Below are 16,263 nucleotides of genomic sequence, written 5' to 3'. Positions count from 1 at the left end.
CAAGACGACGGAGACAAGACCATGGCCCTCATCGCCCTGCGCCAACTGCTCGACCATGCCGCCGAACACGGCTATGGCCTGCCGGCGTTCAACATCAACAACATGGAGCAGATCCACGCCATCATGCAGGCCGCCGACGCGACCGACAGCCCGGTGATCCTGCAGGCCTCGGCCGGCGCGCGCAAATACGCCGGCGAGCCTTTCCTGCGCAAGCTGGTCGAAGCGGCGGTCGAGCAGTACCCGCACATCCCGGTGTGCATGCACCAGGACCACGGCGCCTCGCCGGCGGTGTGCCAGCAGTCGATCCGCAGCGGCTTCTCGAGCGTGATGATGGATGGCTCGCTGCTCGAAGACATGAAGACGCCCGCGAGCTACGACTACAACGTCGCGGTCACCGAGCGCGTGGTCGACATGGCGCATGCCGTCGGCGTGTCGGTCGAGGGCGAACTCGGCTGCCTCGGCTCGCTCGAGACCGGCCAGGCCGGCGAGGAAGACGGCGTCGGCGCGGCGGGCACGCTCGACCACTCGCAGCTGCTGACCGACCCCGACGAGGCGGCGTCCTTCGTTGCCGCCACCGGCGTCGATGCGCTGGCCATCGCCATCGGCACCAGCCACGGCGCCTACAAGTTCACCCGTCCGCCCACCGGCGACATCCTCGCGATCGACCGCATCAAGGCGATCCACGCGCGCATTCCCAACACCCACCTCGTGATGCATGGCAGCTCCAGCGTGCCGCAGGAGTGGCTGGCGATCATCCGCAAGCACGGCGGCGAGATCGCCGAGACCTGGGGCGTGCCGGTCGAGCAGATCGTCGAGGGCATCCGCCACGGCGTGCGCAAGGTCAACATCGACACCGACATCCGCCTCGCGATGACCGGCGCGATGCGCAAGCTGATGGCCGACAAGCCCGACGAGTTCGACCCGCGCGCCTTCTTCAAGGCCGCCACCGCGGCCGCGCGCGGCATCTGCGAGCAGCGCTTCGCGGCCTTCGGCTGCGCGGGGCAGGCCGCGCGCCTGAAGCCGCTTCCGCTGGACCGCATGGCGCAGCGCTACGCGCGCGGCGAGCTGAAGGCGACCGTCCATTGAGCGCAGCACCGGCCCTGCAGGCTCTGCTGTTCGACGTCGACGGCACGCTGGCCGAGACCGAGCGCGACGGCCACCGCATCGCGTTCAACGCCGCGTTCGAGGCTGCGGGCCTCGGCTGGCACTGGGACGTCGAGACCTATGGCCGCCTGCTCGCGATCACCGGCGGCAAAGAGCGCATGCTCGCGTGGTGGCAGGAGCGCGAGCCGGTCTCGACGCCGAAGGAGGTTGCGCGCCGGGCCGAACGCGTGAAGGCGCTGCATGCCGACAAGACGCTGCGCTACACGGCGCTGGTGGCGGCCGGGCGGGTGCGGCTGCGACCCGGCATCGAGCGGCTGATCGACGAGGCGCGCGCGGACGGGCTGCGGCTCGCGATCGCCACCACGACCACGCCCGACAACGTCAGCGCACTGCTGCGCCATACGCTGGGCGAGGACGCGTCTCGCTGGTTCGACGTGATCGGCGCCGGCGACGTGGTCGCCGCCAAGAAGCCGGCACCCGACATCTACCGCTGGGTGCTCGAGCGCCTGCAGCTCGCGCCCGAGGCAACGCTCGCGCTCGAGGACTCGGCCAACGGCCTCGCGGCCGCGCGCGCCGCCGGCGTGCCCTGCGTGGTGTCGCCGAGCGTCTACGCGCGCGGTGAGTCGTTCGACGGAGCGCTCGCGGTCATCGAGCGCTGGGGCGCGCTCGGAACGTTGCGGCAGTGGCATGCCGAGGCCGCTTCGCCGGCGTTCGCTTGCAAATGAAAGTCATTCTCATTAACATCTGATTTCGGTCGGACGCACTCCGGCCGCTTCTGCAGCCAGCCGGACGTCGCGCCGCGCCAGCCAGCCTGTGATCCATCGCCGCCCGCCCGCGGCGCACCAGGTATGGCTTTCGACCGCTGCTCTCCTTCCACGCCCGCGGCCCTCGACGCCGAGTCCGAGGCCGATCAAGCGCCCAGCGTCATCGCGCTGATCGCCGGCACGCTCGCGCTGTCGACGCGATTCGCCCAGCTCGATGCGCAGGACGCGGGCGATGCCGCGCTGCGCCGGCTCATCGCCGCCAAAGCGGCCTCCAACCTCGATCGCATCGCCGCGCACGACGAGGCGCCGGCGTGCTTTCGCGCGCTGACGCACAAGCTCGCCGCGCAATGGCAGGCGCTGCGCGACGCGCCCGAGCAGGCGCCGCGCGCGCCCGAGGCGATCGGGAGCGAGGCGGCGTTCCCGTCGCCGGCCTCCTCCACCTTGCACTGAGCCGATGCGCCGCGCCCTCGTCCTCGTTCACCGCTGGTTCGGCCTCGCTGCCGCGGCTTTCCTGTTCGTCGCCGGCCTCACCGGCGCGGTGATCTCCTGGGACCACGAGCTCGACGGATGGTTGAACCCGCAGTTCTTCGAGGCGCGCAGCGAGGGGCCTGCGAAGCCGACCCTCGAGCTGGCGGCCCAGGTGGAAGCGGCCGATGCGCGTGTGCGCGTGACCTACCTGCCGCTCAACGTCGAGCCGGGCCATGCGCTGGGCATGTCGGTCGCGCCGCGCGTGGACCCGAAGACCGGCGCGCTGTTCGAGCCCGGCTACAACCAGGTCGCGGTCGACCCGGCCACCGGCGAGGTCCAGGGCCGGCGCGAATGGGGCGCGATCTCGCTCGACCGCGAGAACCTGCTGCCCTTTCTCTACAAGCTGCACTACAGCCTGCACCTGCCGGAGTTCGGCGCCTTCCGGCTCGGCGTCTGGCTGTTCGGCCTGATCGCGATCGGCTGGGTGATCGACTGCGCGATCGCGCTCGCGATCTCGTTTCCGAGCCCCGCGGCGTGGCGCAAGTCGTTCGCGTTCCGCTGGCGCAAGGGCGGCTATCCGCTGGTGTTCGACGCGCACCGATCGGGCGGCGTGTGGCTGTGGCCGCTGCTCCTGATCATCGCGATCACCTCGGTGTCGATGAACCTCGGCAACGAGGTCACGCGCCCGGTGGTCTCGTGGTTTTCGACGCTGAGCCCGTCGCCTTTCGCCAGCCGTGCGCCGGCGCCGCTGAACCAGCCCGTCGAGCCCAAGCTCGGCTTCGCGCAGGCCATCGCGCTCGCCAAGGACGAGGCCTCGCGCCGCGGCTGGACCTTGCCCGCCGGCGCCGTCTTCTATTCGCCCGACTTCGGCATCTACGGCGTCGGCTTCTTCGAGCCGGGCAACGACCACGGCGACGGCGGCCTCGGCAATCCATGGCTGTATTTCGATGCGCTCGACGGCCGCCCCGCCGGCGAGGTCGTGCCGGGCGAGGGCAGTGCGGGCGATCTCTTCATGCAGCTGCAGTTCCCGTTGCACTCGGGGCGCATCGCCGGCGTGGCCGGCCGCGCGCTGATGAGCGTGCTCGGCCTGTCGGTGGCGACGCTGTCGGTGACCGGCGTCGTGATCTGGCTGCGCAAGCGCCGCGCGCGGCGGGCGCAGGCCGCGCCAGAGCGGGCGCTGGGCCCGCGTGCGCCGGCCTGAGCCTTCGTGCCTGCAGGAACGAACACGAACATGAACCGCCTCGACCTCGCGCATCGACCCATCACACGCGCTGCGCTGATCGCCCTGCTGTGCGCCGCGCCCACGGCGGCGCTGCAGGCGCAGACCGCCGCCGAGCCCGCCGCCGAAGCGCCCGCCGCAACTTTGCCGACGGTCACCGTGAAGGGCGACCAGGAAAGCGCCACCGGTCCGGTGATCGGCTACCGCGCCAAGCGCGCGGCCAGCGCCAGCAAGACCGACACGCCGCTTGCCGAGACGCCGCAGTCGGTGACCGTGGTCACGCGCGACCAGATCGTCGACCAGGGCGCCACCAACCTGCAGGACGCACTGGGCTACGCAGCCGGCGTGCGCTCCGACGCCTACGGCCTCGACTCGCGCACCGACTCGACACGGGTGCGCGGCGCCTCTCCCGACGAGTACCTCGACGGCCTGCGCAAGCTGTTCAACTGGTACACGAGCAATGCGCGCACCGAGCCCTACACGCTCGAACGCATCGAGGTGCTGCGCGGCCCGGCCGCGATGCTCTACGGTCAGGGCAGCACCGGCGGCGTGATCAACATGGTCTCCAAGCGCCCGCAGGCCGACGCGCAAAACGAGATCGGCCTGCAGGTCGGCAGCTGGAACCGCAAGCAGCTGCAGGCCGACTTCACCGGCCCGCTGAGCGCGGACGGCGAATGGCTCTACCGCCTCGTCACCGTGCTGCGCGACGCCGACACGCAGGTCGACCACGTGCGCGACGATCGCGTCGTGTTCGCGCCCTCGCTGACCTGGCGCCCCAGCGCCGACACCTCGCTCACGCTGCAGGCGCTCTACCAGAAGGACAAGTCGGGTTCGACCTCGCAGTTCTTCCCGTGGGCCGGCGTGCTCACGTCCAACCCCAACGGCCAGCTGCCGACCGACCGCTTCATCGGCGAGCCCGACTGGGACCGCTACGACTCCGAGCGCCAGACGCTGGGCTGGCTGTTCGAGCACCGCTTCGGCAGCGGCTGGACGCTGCGCCAGAACACGCGCTTCTCGAACAACGAGGTCGACTACCGCAGCCACTACGGCGACTCGTTCACGCTGCCCGGCGGCTGGGCCGGCGACCCGGTCGGCCAGCGCCTGTTCGGCCGCTTCGCCGACGCCACGCTGACCAAGGTGCGCATGGCCAGTGCCGACCAGAACCTGCAAGGCGAAGTGCGCACCGGGGCGGTCCGGCACCAGCTGCTCGCGGGCCTGGACCTCGTGCACTACCGCCAGAACCGCAAGTCCGGTCTCGGCTGCCCCGAGTACTACGACCCGACCTGGTGCGCGAGCACCAACGTGCCGGTGATCGACGCCTATGCGCCGATCTACGGCAACTTCGTCGCGCCCGAGATGAGCGACGACCCCAAGTCGACGATGCGCCAGAGCGGCCTGTACCTGCAGGACCAGATGAAGTTCGGCGAGCACTGGGTCGTCGTCGCCGGCCTGCGCCACGACCGCGCGCGCAACAGCACCGAAGGCGCGCCTGACGAGCGCTCGAGCGCCACCACCAAGCGCGCCGGCCTGATGTACCTGGCCGACAACGGCGTCTCGCCCTACCTGAGCTACAGCGAGTCGTTCTCGCCGGTGGCCAGCATCGGCAGCCAGCGCTTCGATCCGCTGCGCGGCAAGCAGTGGGAGGCCGGCGTGCGCTACGAGCCGCGCGGCATGGACCTGGTGCTGCACGCGGCCGTCTACGACCTGCGCGAGAAGAACCAGCTCGTGCAGGACATGACCACCAGCCTGTACTCGCAGATCGGCGAGACCAAGACGCGCGGCGTGGAGCTGGCGGCCAAGGCCTCGTTCGGCCCGGCCGACCTGATCGCCCACTACAACGTCACCGACATCGACGAGGCGCTCGAGGCCGTGCCCGAGCACCAGGCTGCGGTGTGGGGCAAGTGGCGCTTTGCGCTGGCTGGCCTGGGCGGCTTCTCGGCCGGCGCCGGCGTGCGCTGGATGAGCGCGTTCACCGACGGCGCGGCGCCCGAGGTGCCCTCGGTCGCGCTGCTCGACGCGATGTTCGCGTGGGAGAGCGCGCAGTGGCGCTACGCCCTCAACGTCAACAACCTGACCGACAAGGTCTACGTCGCCACCTGCCTGAGCCGCGGCGACTGCTGGTGGGGTGCGCGGCGCAACGTCGTGCTGACGGCGACCTACCGGTTCTGACTTCCTTCCTTCTCACTCGACGCTCATGAAGCCATTCACCGCCGCCTCGCGCGGCGGCCTGCTCGCGCCCCTGGCGCTGTGCAGTGCCGCTGCCTTTGCCCAATCGAACACCGCTGCCGCGCCGGCCGAAGCCGCGTCGGCGCCCGAGGCCGTGCTGCCGGTCGTGCGCGTCGACGGCTCGCGCCCCGGCGAGATGCCGAGCGAGAAGACCGGCACCTACGGCGTGCGCTCGGCCAACACCGCGACCAAGCTCGATCTCTCGCAACGCGAGACGCCGCAGTCGATCAGCGTCGTCACGCGCACGCAGATCGAGGACCAGGGCCTGCGCAACGCCAACGACCTGCTCTCCAGCGTGACCGGCGTCAACGTCGAGCGCGTGGAGCCGGGCCGCAGTTACTTCTCGGTGCGCGGCTTCGAGGTCTCGAACTTCCAGCTCGACGGCATCGGTTTGCCGTTCGCCACCGGCGACCAGCTCGGCGACATCGACACCGCCATCTATGACCGCGTCGAGGTGCTGCGCGGCGCCAACGGCCTGATGTCGTCGACCGGCAACCCGTCGGCCACGGTGAACTTCGTGCGCAAGCGCCCGACCGGCCCGTTCCAGGCGCAGGCCGCGTTGACGCTGGGCTCGTGGAACCAGCGCCGCCTCGAAGGCGATGTGTCCGGCGCGCTCAACGAGTCAGGCAGCGTGCGCGGGCGCTTCGTCGCCGCGGCCGAGAAGAGCGACAGCTACCTCGATCGCTACTCGCTGAAGAAGCACGTCTTCTCGGGCATCGTCGAGGCCGACCTCGCGAGCGACACGCTGCTCACCGTGGGCCATTCGCAGCAGCACAACAAGCCGCGCGGCGTGATGTGGGGCGCGTTGCCGATGTTCGACAGCACGGGTGCGGCGACGAACTACGACGTCTCGGCCAGCACCGCGCCCGACTGGACCTACTGGACCACCGACGACCGCCAGACCTTCGCCGAGCTCGCGCAGCAGCTCGGCGGCGGCTGGCAGGCGAAGTTCTCGCTGACGCGCCGCGAGCTGGGCTCCAACGCCGAACTGTTCTACGTCTACGGCACGCCGAACGACACGACCGGCGGCCTGTTCGGCTATCCGTCCAAGTACGGTCACGTCGAGAAGCAGTGGATCGCCGATGCGCATGTCACCGGGCCGTTCACGCTCGGCGGGCGCCGCCACGAGCTGGTGCTGGGCGTCAACTGGGCGCGCAGCGACAGCGCGCTGCACTCCAGCGACGACGAGGTCGGCCTGGTCGAGCTGAGCGAGGACGAGGTGCTTGCCGGCAGCTACCCTCGCCCGGCCTTCGACGAAGGCATCACCGGCAGCGCCGACTTCCACGACCGCCGCAAGAGCTTCTACGGCGCGGCGCGCTTCAACCTCGCCGACGACTTCAAGCTGTTCACCGGCGCCAATGTCACGCGCGTCACCAGCACCGGCTTGCAGTACGGCGTGGACCACGACTACGGCATCACCAAGACCACGCCCTTCGTCGGCGCGGTGTGGGACTTCGCGGCCGACTACTCGGCCTATGCGAGCGCGACGCGCATCTTCAACCCGCAGCACCAGCTCGACCTCAACGGCGGCGTGATCGACCCGATCGAGGGCAGCAACGTCGAGGCCGGCGTCAAGGGCGAGTGGTTCGACAAGCAGCTCAACGGCTCGCTCGCGGTGTTTCGCACCAAGCAGGACAACACGGCCGAGTACGCCGACTTCCAGAACGGCCATTCGCTGTACCGCGGCGTGAACGCCACCTCGACCGGCTTCGAGCTCGACCTTGCCGGGCGCATCGGCCGCGACTGGGACGTCAGCGCCGGCTACACGCAGATGCGCATCGAGGGCGACGACGGCGAGGCCGTGCGCACCTACGTGCCGCGCAAGACGCTGCGCCTGTCGACGGCGTATCGCGTTGCCGCGCTGCCCGGCCTCAAGCTCGGCGCGAGCGTCAAGGCGCAGTCGGACTTCTACCGCGTGCAGTCGCGCGACGCGACGACGGGCGATCCGACCATCGTCACGCGGCAGGGCGGCGTCGCGGTGCTCGACCTCATGGCGCGCTACGAGATCGACGCGCACTGGAGCCTCACGGCCAATCTCTACAACGTCACCGATCGCAAGCTGCTCACCAGCCTGCTGTGGGCCCAGAGCTACTACGCGGCGCCGCGTAGCGGCAGCGTGACCTTGAGCTGGAAGTACTGAACGCACCTGACAGGCAAACGAAAATCATTCGCAATTAGAATCAGGGGATGCAATCCACCCTTGATCAAGCGGCCGTGGGTGTCCCCATGCGGGTGACGCGCATCGACGCGGCCGGGACCTCGCCCGAATGGGCCGAGCGCCTGGCCGAGCTGGGCTTCCTGGCGGGCGAACGCGTGATGGTCACGGCGCGCGGACCGTTCGGTGGCGATCCGCTGGCGGTGCAGATCGGGCTGTCGAGTTTTGCGCTGCGGCGTGCCGAGGCGGCCTGCGTCGGTGTGCAGGTGGACGACCGGGGCAGCGCGCGATGAGTGATCAGGTCCTGCACTTTCAACCCGCGGCCGGCCTGCCGATGGTCGCCCTGGTCGGCAATCCCAACTGCGGCAAGACCGCGCTGTTCAACCTGTTGACCGGCAGCCGGCAGAAGGTCGCCAACTACGCCGGCGTCACCGTCGAGCGCAAGGAGGGCCGCTTCGAAACGCCGGGCGGGCGCCGCCTGCGCGTGCTCGATCTGCCCGGCGCCTACAGCCTGCACCCGCGCTCGCCCGACGAGCAGGTCACGGTCGACGTGCTGGCCGGCCAGGCCGCCGGCGAGACGCGGCCCGAGCTGGTGGTGTGCGTGGTCGACGCGACCAACCTGCGACGCAACCTGCGGCTGGTGCTCGCCGTGCGCCGGCTCGGCCTGCCGTGCGTGGTCGCGCTCAACATGACCGATCTCGCCGAGCGGCGCGGCCTGAAGATCGATGCCGCCGCGCTCGCGCGCGAACTCGGCGTGCCGGTGGTGCCGACCGTCGCGGTGCGCGGCGACGGCGCGCAGTCGCTGCGCGGCCTGCTGGACGACGCGAGCATCTGGCAAGCGGCGCAGCCGGCGCCCGCCGCGCACGACGGCAGCGCGCCGAGCAACGATCCCTTCGCCGACCACGAGCGCGTGCGCGCGATGCTGCAGCGTCTGGGCCTCGATGCGGTGCTGCCGCACGAGCCGAGCGAGCGCATCGACCGCGTCGTGCTGCATCCGGTGATCGGCCCGCTGCTGCTCGCCGCGGTGCTGTTCCTGATGTTCCAGGCCGTGTTCGCCTGGGCCGAAGCGCCGATGGGCTGGATCGAGGCCGCCACCGCGGCGGTGGGCGAATGGCTCGGCGCCGCGCTGCCGGAAGGCCTGCTGCGCAGCCTGCTGGTCGACGGCATCGTCGCGGGCGTCGGCGGCGTGCTGGTGTTCCTGCCGCAGATCCTGATCCTGTTCTTCTTCATCCTCGTGCTCGAGGAGTCGGGCTATCTGCCGCGTGCGGCCTTTCTGCTCGACCGGCTGATGGGCGGCGTGGGGCTCACGGGGCGCTCGTTCATCCCGCTGCTGTCGAGCTTTGCCTGCGCGATCCCCGGCATCATGGCCACGCGCACCATCCCGAACGCGCGCGATCGGCTCGTGACCATCATGCTGGCGCCGCTGATGACCTGCTCGGCGCGGCTGCCGGTCTATGCGCTGCTGATCGGCGCCTTCATTCCGCAGCGAGAGGTGCTGGGCGCATTCGAACTGCAGGGCCTGGTGCTGTTCGGGCTCTACGTCGCGGCCGTGGTCAGCGCCTGCCTCGTCGCCTGGGTGCTCAAGCGCTTCACGGCCGCGGGCCGCGAGGTGCGCCCGCTGATGATGGAGCTGCCCAGCTACCACTGGCCGACGCTGCGCAACGTCGGCATCGGGCTCACGCAGCGCGCCGAGATCTTTCTCAAGCGCGTGGGCGGCATCATCCTCGCGCTGACCGTGATCCTCTGGTTCCTCGCCAGCTTTCCGGCGCCGCCCGAGGGCGCGACCGGCGCGCCGATCGAGTACAGCTTCGCCGGCACGCTGGGCCGCTGGCTGGCGGTGATCTTCGAGCCGATCGGCTTCAACTGGCAGATCTCGATCGCCCTGGTGCCCGGCCTCGCGGCGCGCGAGGTCGCGGTCTCGGCGCTGGGCACGGTCTACGCGCTGTCGGCCACCGGCGACGACACGGCGGGCGCGTTGACGCCGCTGATCCAGCAGGGCTGGAGCCTTGCGACCGCGCTGTCGTTGATGGCGTGGTACGTGTTCGCGCCGCAATGCCTGTCGACGCTGGCCACCGTCAAGCGCGAGACCGGCGGCTGGCGCGCGCCGCTGGTGATGGCGGCCTACCTGTTCGGCCTGGCCTACGCGGCCTCGTTCGTCACCTACCGCGTCGCGCTCGCGCTCGGCGCGGGCTGAAGGAGATCGCGATGCTCGACTGGCTCGTGTTCCCGATCGTTGCGGCGGCGGCCTGGTTCACGTGGCGCCAGCTCGCGCCGCGTGGGCGCTACGGAAAGGGCGGCGGCAAGGGCGCGGCCTGTGGCGGCGGCTGCAGCGGCTGCGATGCCGCTAAGCCGTCAGCAGCCCGCGCGTTTCGATGAAGCGCACCACCTCGGCCAGCCCCTCGCGGGTCTTGAGGTTGGTCATCACGTAGGGCCGGCTGCTCGCGTGCGCCGGGCGCATGCGGCGCGTGTCGGCTTCCATCACCGCGAGATCGGCGCCCACGTGCGGCGCGAGGTCGGTCTTGTTGATCACGAAGAGATCGCTCTTCGTGATGCCGGGCCCGCCCTTGCGCGGGATCTTCTCGCCGGCGGCGACGTCGATCACGTAGATCGTCAGGTCGCTGAGTTCGGGGCTGAAGGTGGCCGCGAGGTTGTCGCCGCCGCTTTCGATGAAGACGATGTCGGCATTCGGAAACTTCTCGAGCATGCGGTCCACCGCCTCAAGGTTGATCGAGGCGTCCTCGCGGATCGCGGTGTGCGGGCAGCCGCCGGTCTCGACGCCGACGATGCGCTCGGGCTCCAGCGCACCGGCGACGGTGAGCAGCCGCTGGTCTTCCTTGGTGTAGATGTCGTTGGTCACGACCACCAGGTCCCAGCGCTCGCGCATGGTCTTGCATAGCATCTCGACCAGGGTGGTCTTGCCGGAACCGACGGGGCCGCCGACGCCCACGCGCAGCGGAGGAAGCTTCTTGGTGCGGCCGGGAATGGAATGCAAAGTCATCTGCGAATGATGCCTCACGGCCCGCACTCAGGCTCCCTCTCCCGCTGCGGGAGAGGGAGCCGTCGGGCTCAGACCGAGATCCCGACCTCCAGCGTCGCCGCGTAGCCGCTGCTCACGCTGCCGCTCACGTCGGCCAGCTGCAGGCTCGAGCCGTCGGAAAAGACGTTGTCGGTGGACAGCGACATCTGGCTCAGATTGGACGCGCTGCCGGTATAGCCCGACTGCGCGTAGACGGCGTCGCAGGCCGACTCCGGCAGCGCCAGTTGCGAGGTGCGCAGCTTGTTGCTGAAGCTGGTCGCGGTGGTCGCGCTGCGATAGACCTCGAAGTGGATGTGCGGCCAGCGCCCGCTGTAGCAGCCGGGGAAGATGGTCGTGAACATGAGTTGGCCGTTGGCGTCGCTCACCTGCACGCCGCGCAGGTAGTTCTCGCCGGTGACGCCGCTCGAGTACATCGAGTAACGGCCGAGCGCGTCGCAGTGCCACAGGTAGACCGCGTAGCCTTCGAGCGACGCGCAGCTCGCGTTGGTGTTCACGAGGTTGAGCGTCACCGTCAGCGCGACGCCGGTGGCCGTGCCGGTGGCGCCGGCGATGCTCGAGCGGATGTCGCTGCGAACGATGCCCGACAGCGCCAGCGCGTTCGCGATGCTGCCGTTGCTGGTGTTCGAGCCGTCGCCGGGGTAGGGGCCCGCGGTCTCCTCGGGGATCAGGCTGCAGGTGCTCGACGACGATGTTGAGGTGGTCGTTGTGCCGCTGCTGTCGGTGCTCGAACCCGACAGCGAATCGCCGTCGCCCGCGCCCCCGCCGCAGCCGATCAGGGCGCCCATACCCAGGGAGGCGACGCCGGCGCCGCCAAGCCAGCGCAGCGCCTGGCGGCGCGCGAGGATCAGCCGCAGGTCGTGCTGAAGTCCGAGATCGTGATCGTGGTGCATGGGTCCGCCCTCCAGGTGCGCTTGACAATGTGAAGCGCCAGTCTGGCGAGACCGCATTGCTCGCACGTTGCCGGCCCATTGCCGAGCGTGAGCGAGGGGCGAGCGAGGCTCGATCCGTCAGGAGCGAAACAGCCGCGAGTACTGCGTCTCGTGGCGCGCGCTTTGCACCGCGAGGCCGGGCAGGAAGGCCTGGCGCGCGTCATCGCCGCGTGCCGCGACGGCGCGGGCCTGCGCGACCGCCGCCGGCACCGCGGCCACCAGCGCCTGCAGCACGCGCTGCCCGGCGCTCTGGCCCAGCGGCACGGCCTTCACCGCGGCCTGCACCGCGTTCTCGGACCACGCGAAGGCGTAGGCCGCCAACGCATCGTCGAGCGAGGCGTCGCCGCTGGCGGCCGCAAGCGCCCACCCGACGGGCCAGGTGGGCGCACGATGCAAGGCATCGAGCAGCGCCAGCGTCGCTTCGGCGGGCGCGCGCTGCGAGAGCCAGTCGGCGATCGAGCGGCCCATCTGCTGCGCCTGCAGCGCGAACTCGGCGCTTTCGCGCGTCGCGCGGACCCAGGCGTCGAGCGCGAGCACGCGTGCCGTATCGCCGCGGCGCGCGGCCTCGATGGTCTCGGCCACGACCGGCAGCTCGCTGCTCGCGAGGCCGAGCTGGAGCTGGTCGACGAGCCAGTCGCGCACGCCGGCCTCGCTGTCCGCCATGCCGGCCTCGACCGCGGCCTCGAGGCCTTCCGAGTAGCTGAAGCCGCCGACCGGAAGCGCCGGCGAGGCGAGCCACAGCAGCGAGAGCAGCGCGGGTCGGGCGTTCGCCTCAGTCATCGGCGGCCGGCATCAGTGGTCGTGTTGACCGTGGTGGTGGGCGTGATGGCCGTGGTCGTGGCCGTGATGCTCGTGACCGTGATGGTGACCGTGGTCGTGGTCGTGATGATGATGGCCGTGGCCCTGCGCCTCCGCCGAATACGCGCCGCCCTCGGGCTCGAACGCGGCCTGCTCTTCGCGCACGATCAGGTGCATCGCGCGCAGCATGTCGGCCAGCACGTGGTCGGGCTCGAGCTTGAGGTGGTCGGGCTTGAGTTCCAGCGCGACGTGGCGGTTGCCGAGGTGGTAGGCCGCGCGCGTCAGGTCGAACGGCGAGCCGTGCTCGGCGCAGGCGCGCACCACCAGCACCGGCTGCGCCGCGGCGATCACGCGCACCAGCGAGCCGTCCTCGGCCACCAGCACGTCGCCGCCGCGCACCACGCTGCCGCGCGCGAGGAACACGCCAAGCCGGCGGCCCTGCGAGTCGGTGGCATCGAAGCGGCTCTTCTGCCGCGTGTCCCAGTCGAGTTCGACGCTCGCGGCGCGCTTGAGCAGCGCGGCAGCAAGGCCCTGGCCGCGGGGGATGAGCTTGTTGATGGTCAGCATGGCAGGCTGGCGAAGCACAGAAATTCGAGCTAGTATAACGATCGTTATAACGTCTTGGGAGTCACCATGACCGCCCTCAAGCTCACCCAGATCGGCAACTCCGTCGGTGTCATCCTGCCCAAGGAGGTGCTGGCGCGGCTCAAGGTGGAGAAGGGCGACACCGTCTTCCTGACGGAAGCCGCGAACGGGGTCACGCTGACGCCGTATGACCCGTCGCTCGAAGAGCAGCTCAAGGCCGGACGCGAGTTCATGCGCGAGTTTCGCGACACCTTCCACCAGTTGGCCAAGTGAGTCGCTGGGTCTGGGTCGAGCGGGCGGCGCTCGAACTCCTGCACGACGAGAGCCTTGCCGAGCACGGCGGCGCGCCGGGACTGCGCGACGAGGGCCTGCTCGAGTCTGCACTGGCTCGACCGCAGAACCTCGTCGCCTACGGGGACCCCGACGTCGCCGAGCTTGCCGCGGCCTACGGGATCGGCCTCGCCAAGAACCATGCGTTCGTCGACGGCAACAAGCGCGCCGCCTTTCTGGCGGTCGGTATGTTCCTGATCCTCAACGGGTATCGACTGGTCGCAACCCAGGCGGATGCAACGCTCACGATGCTGGCCGTCGCCGCCGGCGAACTCGACGAGCCCGCCTTCGCCGCCTGGATCCGCAGCCACATTCAGAAGAGAAAGTAGCGCTGCGCCATCGGCAGCACCTTCGCCGGCTCGCAGCTCAGGAGCTGCCCGTCGGCGCGCACCTCGTAGGTCTGTGCGTCGATCTGCATCGTGGGCAGCCAGGCGTTGTGGACCATGTCGGCCTTTCTCACCGTGCGGCAGCCCTTCACGGCGGCCAGGCGCTTGCGCAGGCCATAGCTCTCGGCCGCGCCGCCGGCCAGCGCGGCTTGGCTCACGAAGGTCAATGAAGACCGCCCCAGCGCGCCGCCGAAGCTGCCGAACATCGGCCGGTAGTGCACCGGTTGCGGCGTCGGGATGCTGGCGTTGGCGTCGCCCATCAGCGCCGCGGCGATGAAGCCGCCCTTGAGGATCAGCGTCGGCTTCACGCCGAAGAAGGCCGGGCGCCACAGCACCAGGTCGGCCCACTTGCCGACCTCGATGCTGCCCACTTCGTGCGCGATGCCGTTGGCGATCGCCGGGTTGATCGTGTACTTGGCGACGTAGCGCTTGACGCGCGTGTTGTCGTTGCGCTCGCTGTCGCCATCGAGCGCGCCGCGCTGCGCCTTCATCTTGTGCGCGGTCTGCCAGGTGCGGATGATCACTTCGCCGACGCGGCCCATCGCCTGGCTGTCGCTGCTCATCATGCTGATCGCGCCGAGGTCGTGCAGCACGTCCTCCGCGGCGATGGTCTCGCGGCGGATGCGGCTTTCGGCGAACGCCAGATCCTCGGCGATCGACGCGTCGAGGTGGTGGCACACCATCAGCATGTCGAGGTGCTCGTCGACCGTGTTGGCGGTGTAGGGCATCGTCGGGTTGGTCGACGAGGGCAGAAAGTTCGCCTCGCCGACCACGCGCAGGATGTCCGGCGCATGGCCGCCGCCCGCGCCTTCGGTGTGAAAGGCGCACAGCGTGCGGCCCTTGGTGGCCGCGATCGTGTCCTCGACGAAGCCGCTCTCGTTGAGCGTGTCGCTGTGGATCGAGACCTGGGTGTCGGTCTCGTCGGCGACCGCCAGGCACTGGTCGATCGCCGAGGGCGTGGTGCCCCAGTCCTCGTGCAGCTTCAGGCCGATCGCGCCGGCCTCGATCTGCTGGCGCAAGGCTTCGGGCCGGCTCGCGTTGCCCTTGCCGAGAAAGCCGATGTTCATCGGGAACGAATCGGCCGCGCGCAGCATCTGCGCGATGTTCTCCGGCCCCGGCGTGCAGGTGGTCGCGAAGGTGCCGGTCGCGGGACCGGTGCCGCCGCCGAGCATCGTGGTCACGCCCGACATCAGCGCTTCTTCGATCTGCTGCGGGCAGATGAAGTGGATGTGGCTGTCGATGCCGCCGGCGGTGACGATCATCCCTTCGCCGGCGATGACCTCGGTGCCCGGGCCGATGACGATGTCCACGCCCGGCTGCACGTCGGGGTTGCCGGCCTTGCCGATCGCCGCGATGCGCTGGCCGCGGATGCCGATGTCGGCCTTGACGATGCCCCAGTGGTCGACGATCAGCGCGTTGGTGATCACGCAGTCGACCGCCTCGTGCGCGCCGGGGCCGTTGGGCACCTGGCTTTGGCCCATGCCGTCGCGGATGGTCTTGCCGCCGCCGAACTTCACTTCCTCGCCGTAGCCGCCGGCTTTCAGCGTGTGGTCGGCCTCGACCTCGATCACGAGGCCCGTGTCGGCCAGGCGCACGCGGTCGCCGACCGTGGGGCCGTACATCTCGGCATAGGCGCGCCGTCCGATGCTGCTCATAGTGTTCCTTGCACGTCGCCGCGAAAGCCCCAGACCTCGCGGCCGCCGGCGTAGTCGACCAGCGTCACGGTGCGCTGCTGGCCGGGCTCGAAGCGCACCGCGGTGCCCGAGGCGATCGCCAGGCGCATGCCCCGCGCGGCCGCGCGATCGAAGGCCAGCGCCGGGTTGGTCTCGGCAAAGTGATAGTGCGAGCCGACCTGGACCGGCCGGTCGCCGCGGTTCTCGACCACCAGGCTCAGCGTGCGGCGTCCGGGCACGAGCGGGTGGTCGGGGCCGTCGGCCGGGATCAGTTCGCCGGGGATCATCGACCCCGGCTCCCGGCCTCGGCCTGCGCGCGCTGTTGCGCCTCGCGCCGCGATCGGCGCACGGCAGCCACGACGCGCCACGCGACCAGCGCGACCACCACGCCCACGGCCAGCATCGCGAGCAGGTGTTCGGTCTCGGAGAACGGATGGCCGAGCGCGGTCTCGATAAGGTGGTGCGCACCACCGTCGGCGCCGCCGTGAGCCAGCAGCGCCGTCGGCGACGCGGCGAGCGCGACGGTCGTGATCAGGCGTCGGGTCATCTGAGTCTCCTCATATTGGTGCGGCTCGCGGTGGGGCGCACG

General features: G+C 70.3%; 18 protein-coding genes. 11 read left to right on the top strand and 7 right to left on the bottom strand.

What is annotated here, in order from left to right:
* Nucleotides 1-21 precede the first annotated feature (21 nt).
* The 9 genes from fba to ACO2TI_RS08390 all read left to right on the top strand — a co-directional run bounded on the left by fba (nucleotide 22) and on the right by ACO2TI_RS08390 (nucleotide 10,312).
* Nucleotides 22-1,086, top strand: coding sequence for a class II fructose-bisphosphate aldolase (fba, locus tag ACO2TI_RS08430; RefSeq protein ID WP_423283516.1), 1,065 nt, complete (start codon nucleotides 22-24; stop codon nucleotides 1,084-1,086).
* The gene (locus ACO2TI_RS08425) at nucleotides 1,083-1,829 is read left to right on the top strand and encodes an HAD family hydrolase (protein ID WP_423283514.1); all 747 of its coding nucleotides are present in this window, start codon (nucleotides 1,083-1,085) and stop codon (nucleotides 1,827-1,829) included. Before fba ends, ACO2TI_RS08425 begins: the two co-directional genes overlap by 4 nt.
* Before the next feature lie 123 nt (nucleotides 1,830-1,952).
* Nucleotides 1,953-2,318, top strand: a complete 366-nt coding sequence (locus ACO2TI_RS08420; RefSeq protein ID WP_423283512.1) for a hypothetical protein — start codon at nucleotides 1,953-1,955, stop codon at nucleotides 2,316-2,318.
* A 4-nt stretch (nucleotides 2,319-2,322) separates the two neighbouring features.
* Nucleotides 2,323-3,537 (top strand): PepSY-associated TM helix domain-containing protein, encoded by a 1,215-nt coding sequence (locus ACO2TI_RS08415; protein ID WP_423283510.1) that lies wholly within the window; start codon nucleotides 2,323-2,325, stop codon nucleotides 3,535-3,537.
* A gap of 30 nt (nucleotides 3,538-3,567) precedes the next feature.
* Nucleotides 3,568-5,724, top strand: coding sequence for a TonB-dependent siderophore receptor (locus ACO2TI_RS08410; protein ID WP_423283508.1), 2,157 nt, complete (start codon nucleotides 3,568-3,570; stop codon nucleotides 5,722-5,724).
* 25 nt (nucleotides 5,725-5,749) lie between these two features.
* Nucleotides 5,750-7,921, top strand: a complete 2,172-nt coding sequence (locus ACO2TI_RS08405) for a TonB-dependent siderophore receptor (protein WP_423283506.1) — start codon at nucleotides 5,750-5,752, stop codon at nucleotides 7,919-7,921.
* A gap of 47 nt (nucleotides 7,922-7,968) precedes the next feature.
* Nucleotides 7,969-8,229 (top strand): FeoA family protein, encoded by a 261-nt coding sequence (locus ACO2TI_RS08400; RefSeq protein ID WP_423283504.1) that lies wholly within the window; start codon nucleotides 7,969-7,971, stop codon nucleotides 8,227-8,229.
* Nucleotides 8,226-10,130 carry a ferrous iron transporter B gene (feoB, locus tag ACO2TI_RS08395; protein ID WP_423283502.1) on the top strand — a complete coding sequence of 635 codons (1,905 nt, stop codon included), beginning with the start codon at nucleotides 8,226-8,228 and terminating at the stop codon, nucleotides 10,128-10,130. Before ACO2TI_RS08400 ends, feoB begins: the two co-directional genes overlap by 4 nt.
* 11 nt (nucleotides 10,131-10,141) lie before the next feature.
* A complete protein-coding gene (locus tag ACO2TI_RS08390) occupies nucleotides 10,142-10,312 on the top strand; it encodes a hypothetical protein (RefSeq protein WP_423283500.1) in 171 nt (56 codons plus the stop codon).
* Here the strand turns inward: ACO2TI_RS08390 and ureG are convergent.
* The 4 genes from ureG to ureE form a co-directional block, all read right to left on the bottom strand.
* Nucleotides 10,281-10,934, bottom strand: a complete 654-nt coding sequence (gene ureG, locus ACO2TI_RS08385) for an urease accessory protein UreG (RefSeq protein ID WP_423283498.1) — start codon at nucleotides 10,932-10,934, stop codon at nucleotides 10,281-10,283. The two genes, ACO2TI_RS08390 and ureG, sit on opposite strands and share 32 nt — an antisense overlap.
* Nucleotides 10,935-11,002: 68 nt before the next feature.
* Nucleotides 11,003-11,863 (bottom strand): intradiol ring-cleavage dioxygenase, encoded by an 861-nt coding sequence (locus ACO2TI_RS08380; RefSeq protein WP_423283496.1) that lies wholly within the window; start codon nucleotides 11,861-11,863, stop codon nucleotides 11,003-11,005.
* A 117-nt stretch (nucleotides 11,864-11,980) separates the two neighbouring features.
* Nucleotides 11,981-12,682, bottom strand: coding sequence for an urease accessory protein UreF (locus ACO2TI_RS08375; protein ID WP_423283494.1), 702 nt, complete (start codon nucleotides 12,680-12,682; stop codon nucleotides 11,981-11,983).
* 12 nt (nucleotides 12,683-12,694) lie between these two features.
* On the bottom strand, nucleotides 12,695-13,267 hold the full coding sequence (ureE, locus tag ACO2TI_RS08370) for an urease accessory protein UreE (RefSeq protein ID WP_423283492.1): 573 nt from the start codon (nucleotides 13,265-13,267) through the stop codon (nucleotides 12,695-12,697).
* Between the two features lie 66 nt (nucleotides 13,268-13,333).
* Between ureE and ACO2TI_RS08365 the strand changes: the two genes are divergently transcribed.
* A complete protein-coding gene (locus ACO2TI_RS08365) occupies nucleotides 13,334-13,558 on the top strand; it encodes an AbrB/MazE/SpoVT family DNA-binding domain-containing protein (RefSeq protein ID WP_423283490.1) in 225 nt (74 codons plus the stop codon).
* A complete protein-coding gene (locus ACO2TI_RS08360; protein ID WP_423283488.1) occupies nucleotides 13,555-13,944 on the top strand; it encodes a type II toxin-antitoxin system death-on-curing family toxin in 390 nt (129 codons plus the stop codon). Before ACO2TI_RS08365 ends, ACO2TI_RS08360 begins: the two co-directional genes overlap by 4 nt.
* Here the strand turns inward: ACO2TI_RS08360 and ureC are convergent.
* From ureC to ACO2TI_RS08345, 3 genes are read right to left on the bottom strand one after another with little or no spacing between them, the layout of a single operon-like run.
* Entirely contained in the window at nucleotides 13,929-15,656 is a 1,728-nt protein-coding gene (gene ureC, locus ACO2TI_RS08355) for an urease subunit alpha (protein ID WP_423283486.1), read from the bottom strand. The genes ACO2TI_RS08360 and ureC overlap by 16 nt on opposite strands.
* On the bottom strand, nucleotides 15,653-15,961 hold the full coding sequence (locus ACO2TI_RS08350; RefSeq protein ID WP_423283484.1) for an urease subunit beta: 309 nt from the start codon (nucleotides 15,959-15,961) through the stop codon (nucleotides 15,653-15,655). Before ACO2TI_RS08350 ends, ureC begins: the two co-directional genes overlap by 4 nt.
* Complete coding sequence (locus tag ACO2TI_RS08345) at nucleotides 15,958-16,221, bottom strand: HupE/UreJ family protein (RefSeq protein ID WP_423283482.1); 264 nt, start codon at nucleotides 16,219-16,221, stop codon at nucleotides 15,958-15,960. The genes ACO2TI_RS08350 and ACO2TI_RS08345 overlap by 4 nt, the downstream gene beginning before the upstream one ends.
* Nucleotides 16,222-16,263: the final 42 nt, after the last annotated feature.

Origin of the sequence: Caldimonas sp. KR1-144, assembly GCF_049446155.1 — a bacterium.
Classification (GTDB): domain Bacteria; phylum Pseudomonadota; class Gammaproteobacteria; order Burkholderiales; family Burkholderiaceae_C; genus Rivibacter.
Note: the sequence above shows the minus strand (reverse complement) of the source record. Positions and strands in the feature narration are given on the sequence as shown.

Excerpts from the sequence above, each read along its gene's own strand:
- fba (WP_423283516.1), top strand. The coding sequence starts at position 22 with ATGGCCCTCATCGCCCTGCGCCAACTGCTCGACCATGCCGCCGAACAC.
- ACO2TI_RS08420 (WP_423283512.1), top strand. The coding sequence starts at position 1,953 with ATGGCTTTCGACCGCTGCTCTCCTTCCACGCCCGCGGCCCTCGACGCC.
- ACO2TI_RS08415 (WP_423283510.1), top strand. The coding sequence starts at position 2,323 with ATGCGCCGCGCCCTCGTCCTCGTTCACCGCTGGTTCGGCCTCGCTGCC.
- ACO2TI_RS08410 (WP_423283508.1), top strand. The coding sequence starts at position 3,568 with ATGAACCGCCTCGACCTCGCGCATCGACCCATCACACGCGCTGCGCTG.
- ACO2TI_RS08405 (WP_423283506.1), top strand. The coding sequence starts at position 5,750 with ATGAAGCCATTCACCGCCGCCTCGCGCGGCGGCCTGCTCGCGCCCCTG.
- ACO2TI_RS08400 (WP_423283504.1), top strand. The coding sequence starts at position 7,969 with ATGCAATCCACCCTTGATCAAGCGGCCGTGGGTGTCCCCATGCGGGTG.
- feoB (WP_423283502.1), top strand. The coding sequence starts at position 8,226 with ATGAGTGATCAGGTCCTGCACTTTCAACCCGCGGCCGGCCTGCCGATG.
- ACO2TI_RS08390 (WP_423283500.1), top strand. The coding sequence starts at position 10,142 with ATGCTCGACTGGCTCGTGTTCCCGATCGTTGCGGCGGCGGCCTGGTTC.
- ureG (WP_423283498.1), bottom strand. The coding sequence starts at position 10,934 with ATGACTTTGCATTCCATTCCCGGCCGCACCAAGAAGCTTCCTCCGCTG.
- ACO2TI_RS08380 (WP_423283496.1), bottom strand. The coding sequence starts at position 11,863 with ATGCACCACGATCACGATCTCGGACTTCAGCACGACCTGCGGCTGATC.
- ACO2TI_RS08375 (WP_423283494.1), bottom strand. The coding sequence starts at position 12,682 with ATGACTGAGGCGAACGCCCGACCCGCGCTGCTCTCGCTGCTGTGGCTC.
- ureE (WP_423283492.1), bottom strand. The coding sequence starts at position 13,267 with ATGCTGACCATCAACAAGCTCATCCCCCGCGGCCAGGGCCTTGCTGCC.
- ACO2TI_RS08365 (WP_423283490.1), top strand. The coding sequence starts at position 13,334 with ATGACCGCCCTCAAGCTCACCCAGATCGGCAACTCCGTCGGTGTCATC.
- ureC (WP_423283486.1), bottom strand. The coding sequence starts at position 15,656 with ATGAGCAGCATCGGACGGCGCGCCTATGCCGAGATGTACGGCCCCACG.
- ACO2TI_RS08350 (WP_423283484.1), bottom strand. The coding sequence starts at position 15,961 with ATGATCCCCGGCGAACTGATCCCGGCCGACGGCCCCGACCACCCGCTC.
- ACO2TI_RS08345 (WP_423283482.1), bottom strand. The coding sequence starts at position 16,221 with ATGACCCGACGCCTGATCACGACCGTCGCGCTCGCCGCGTCGCCGACG.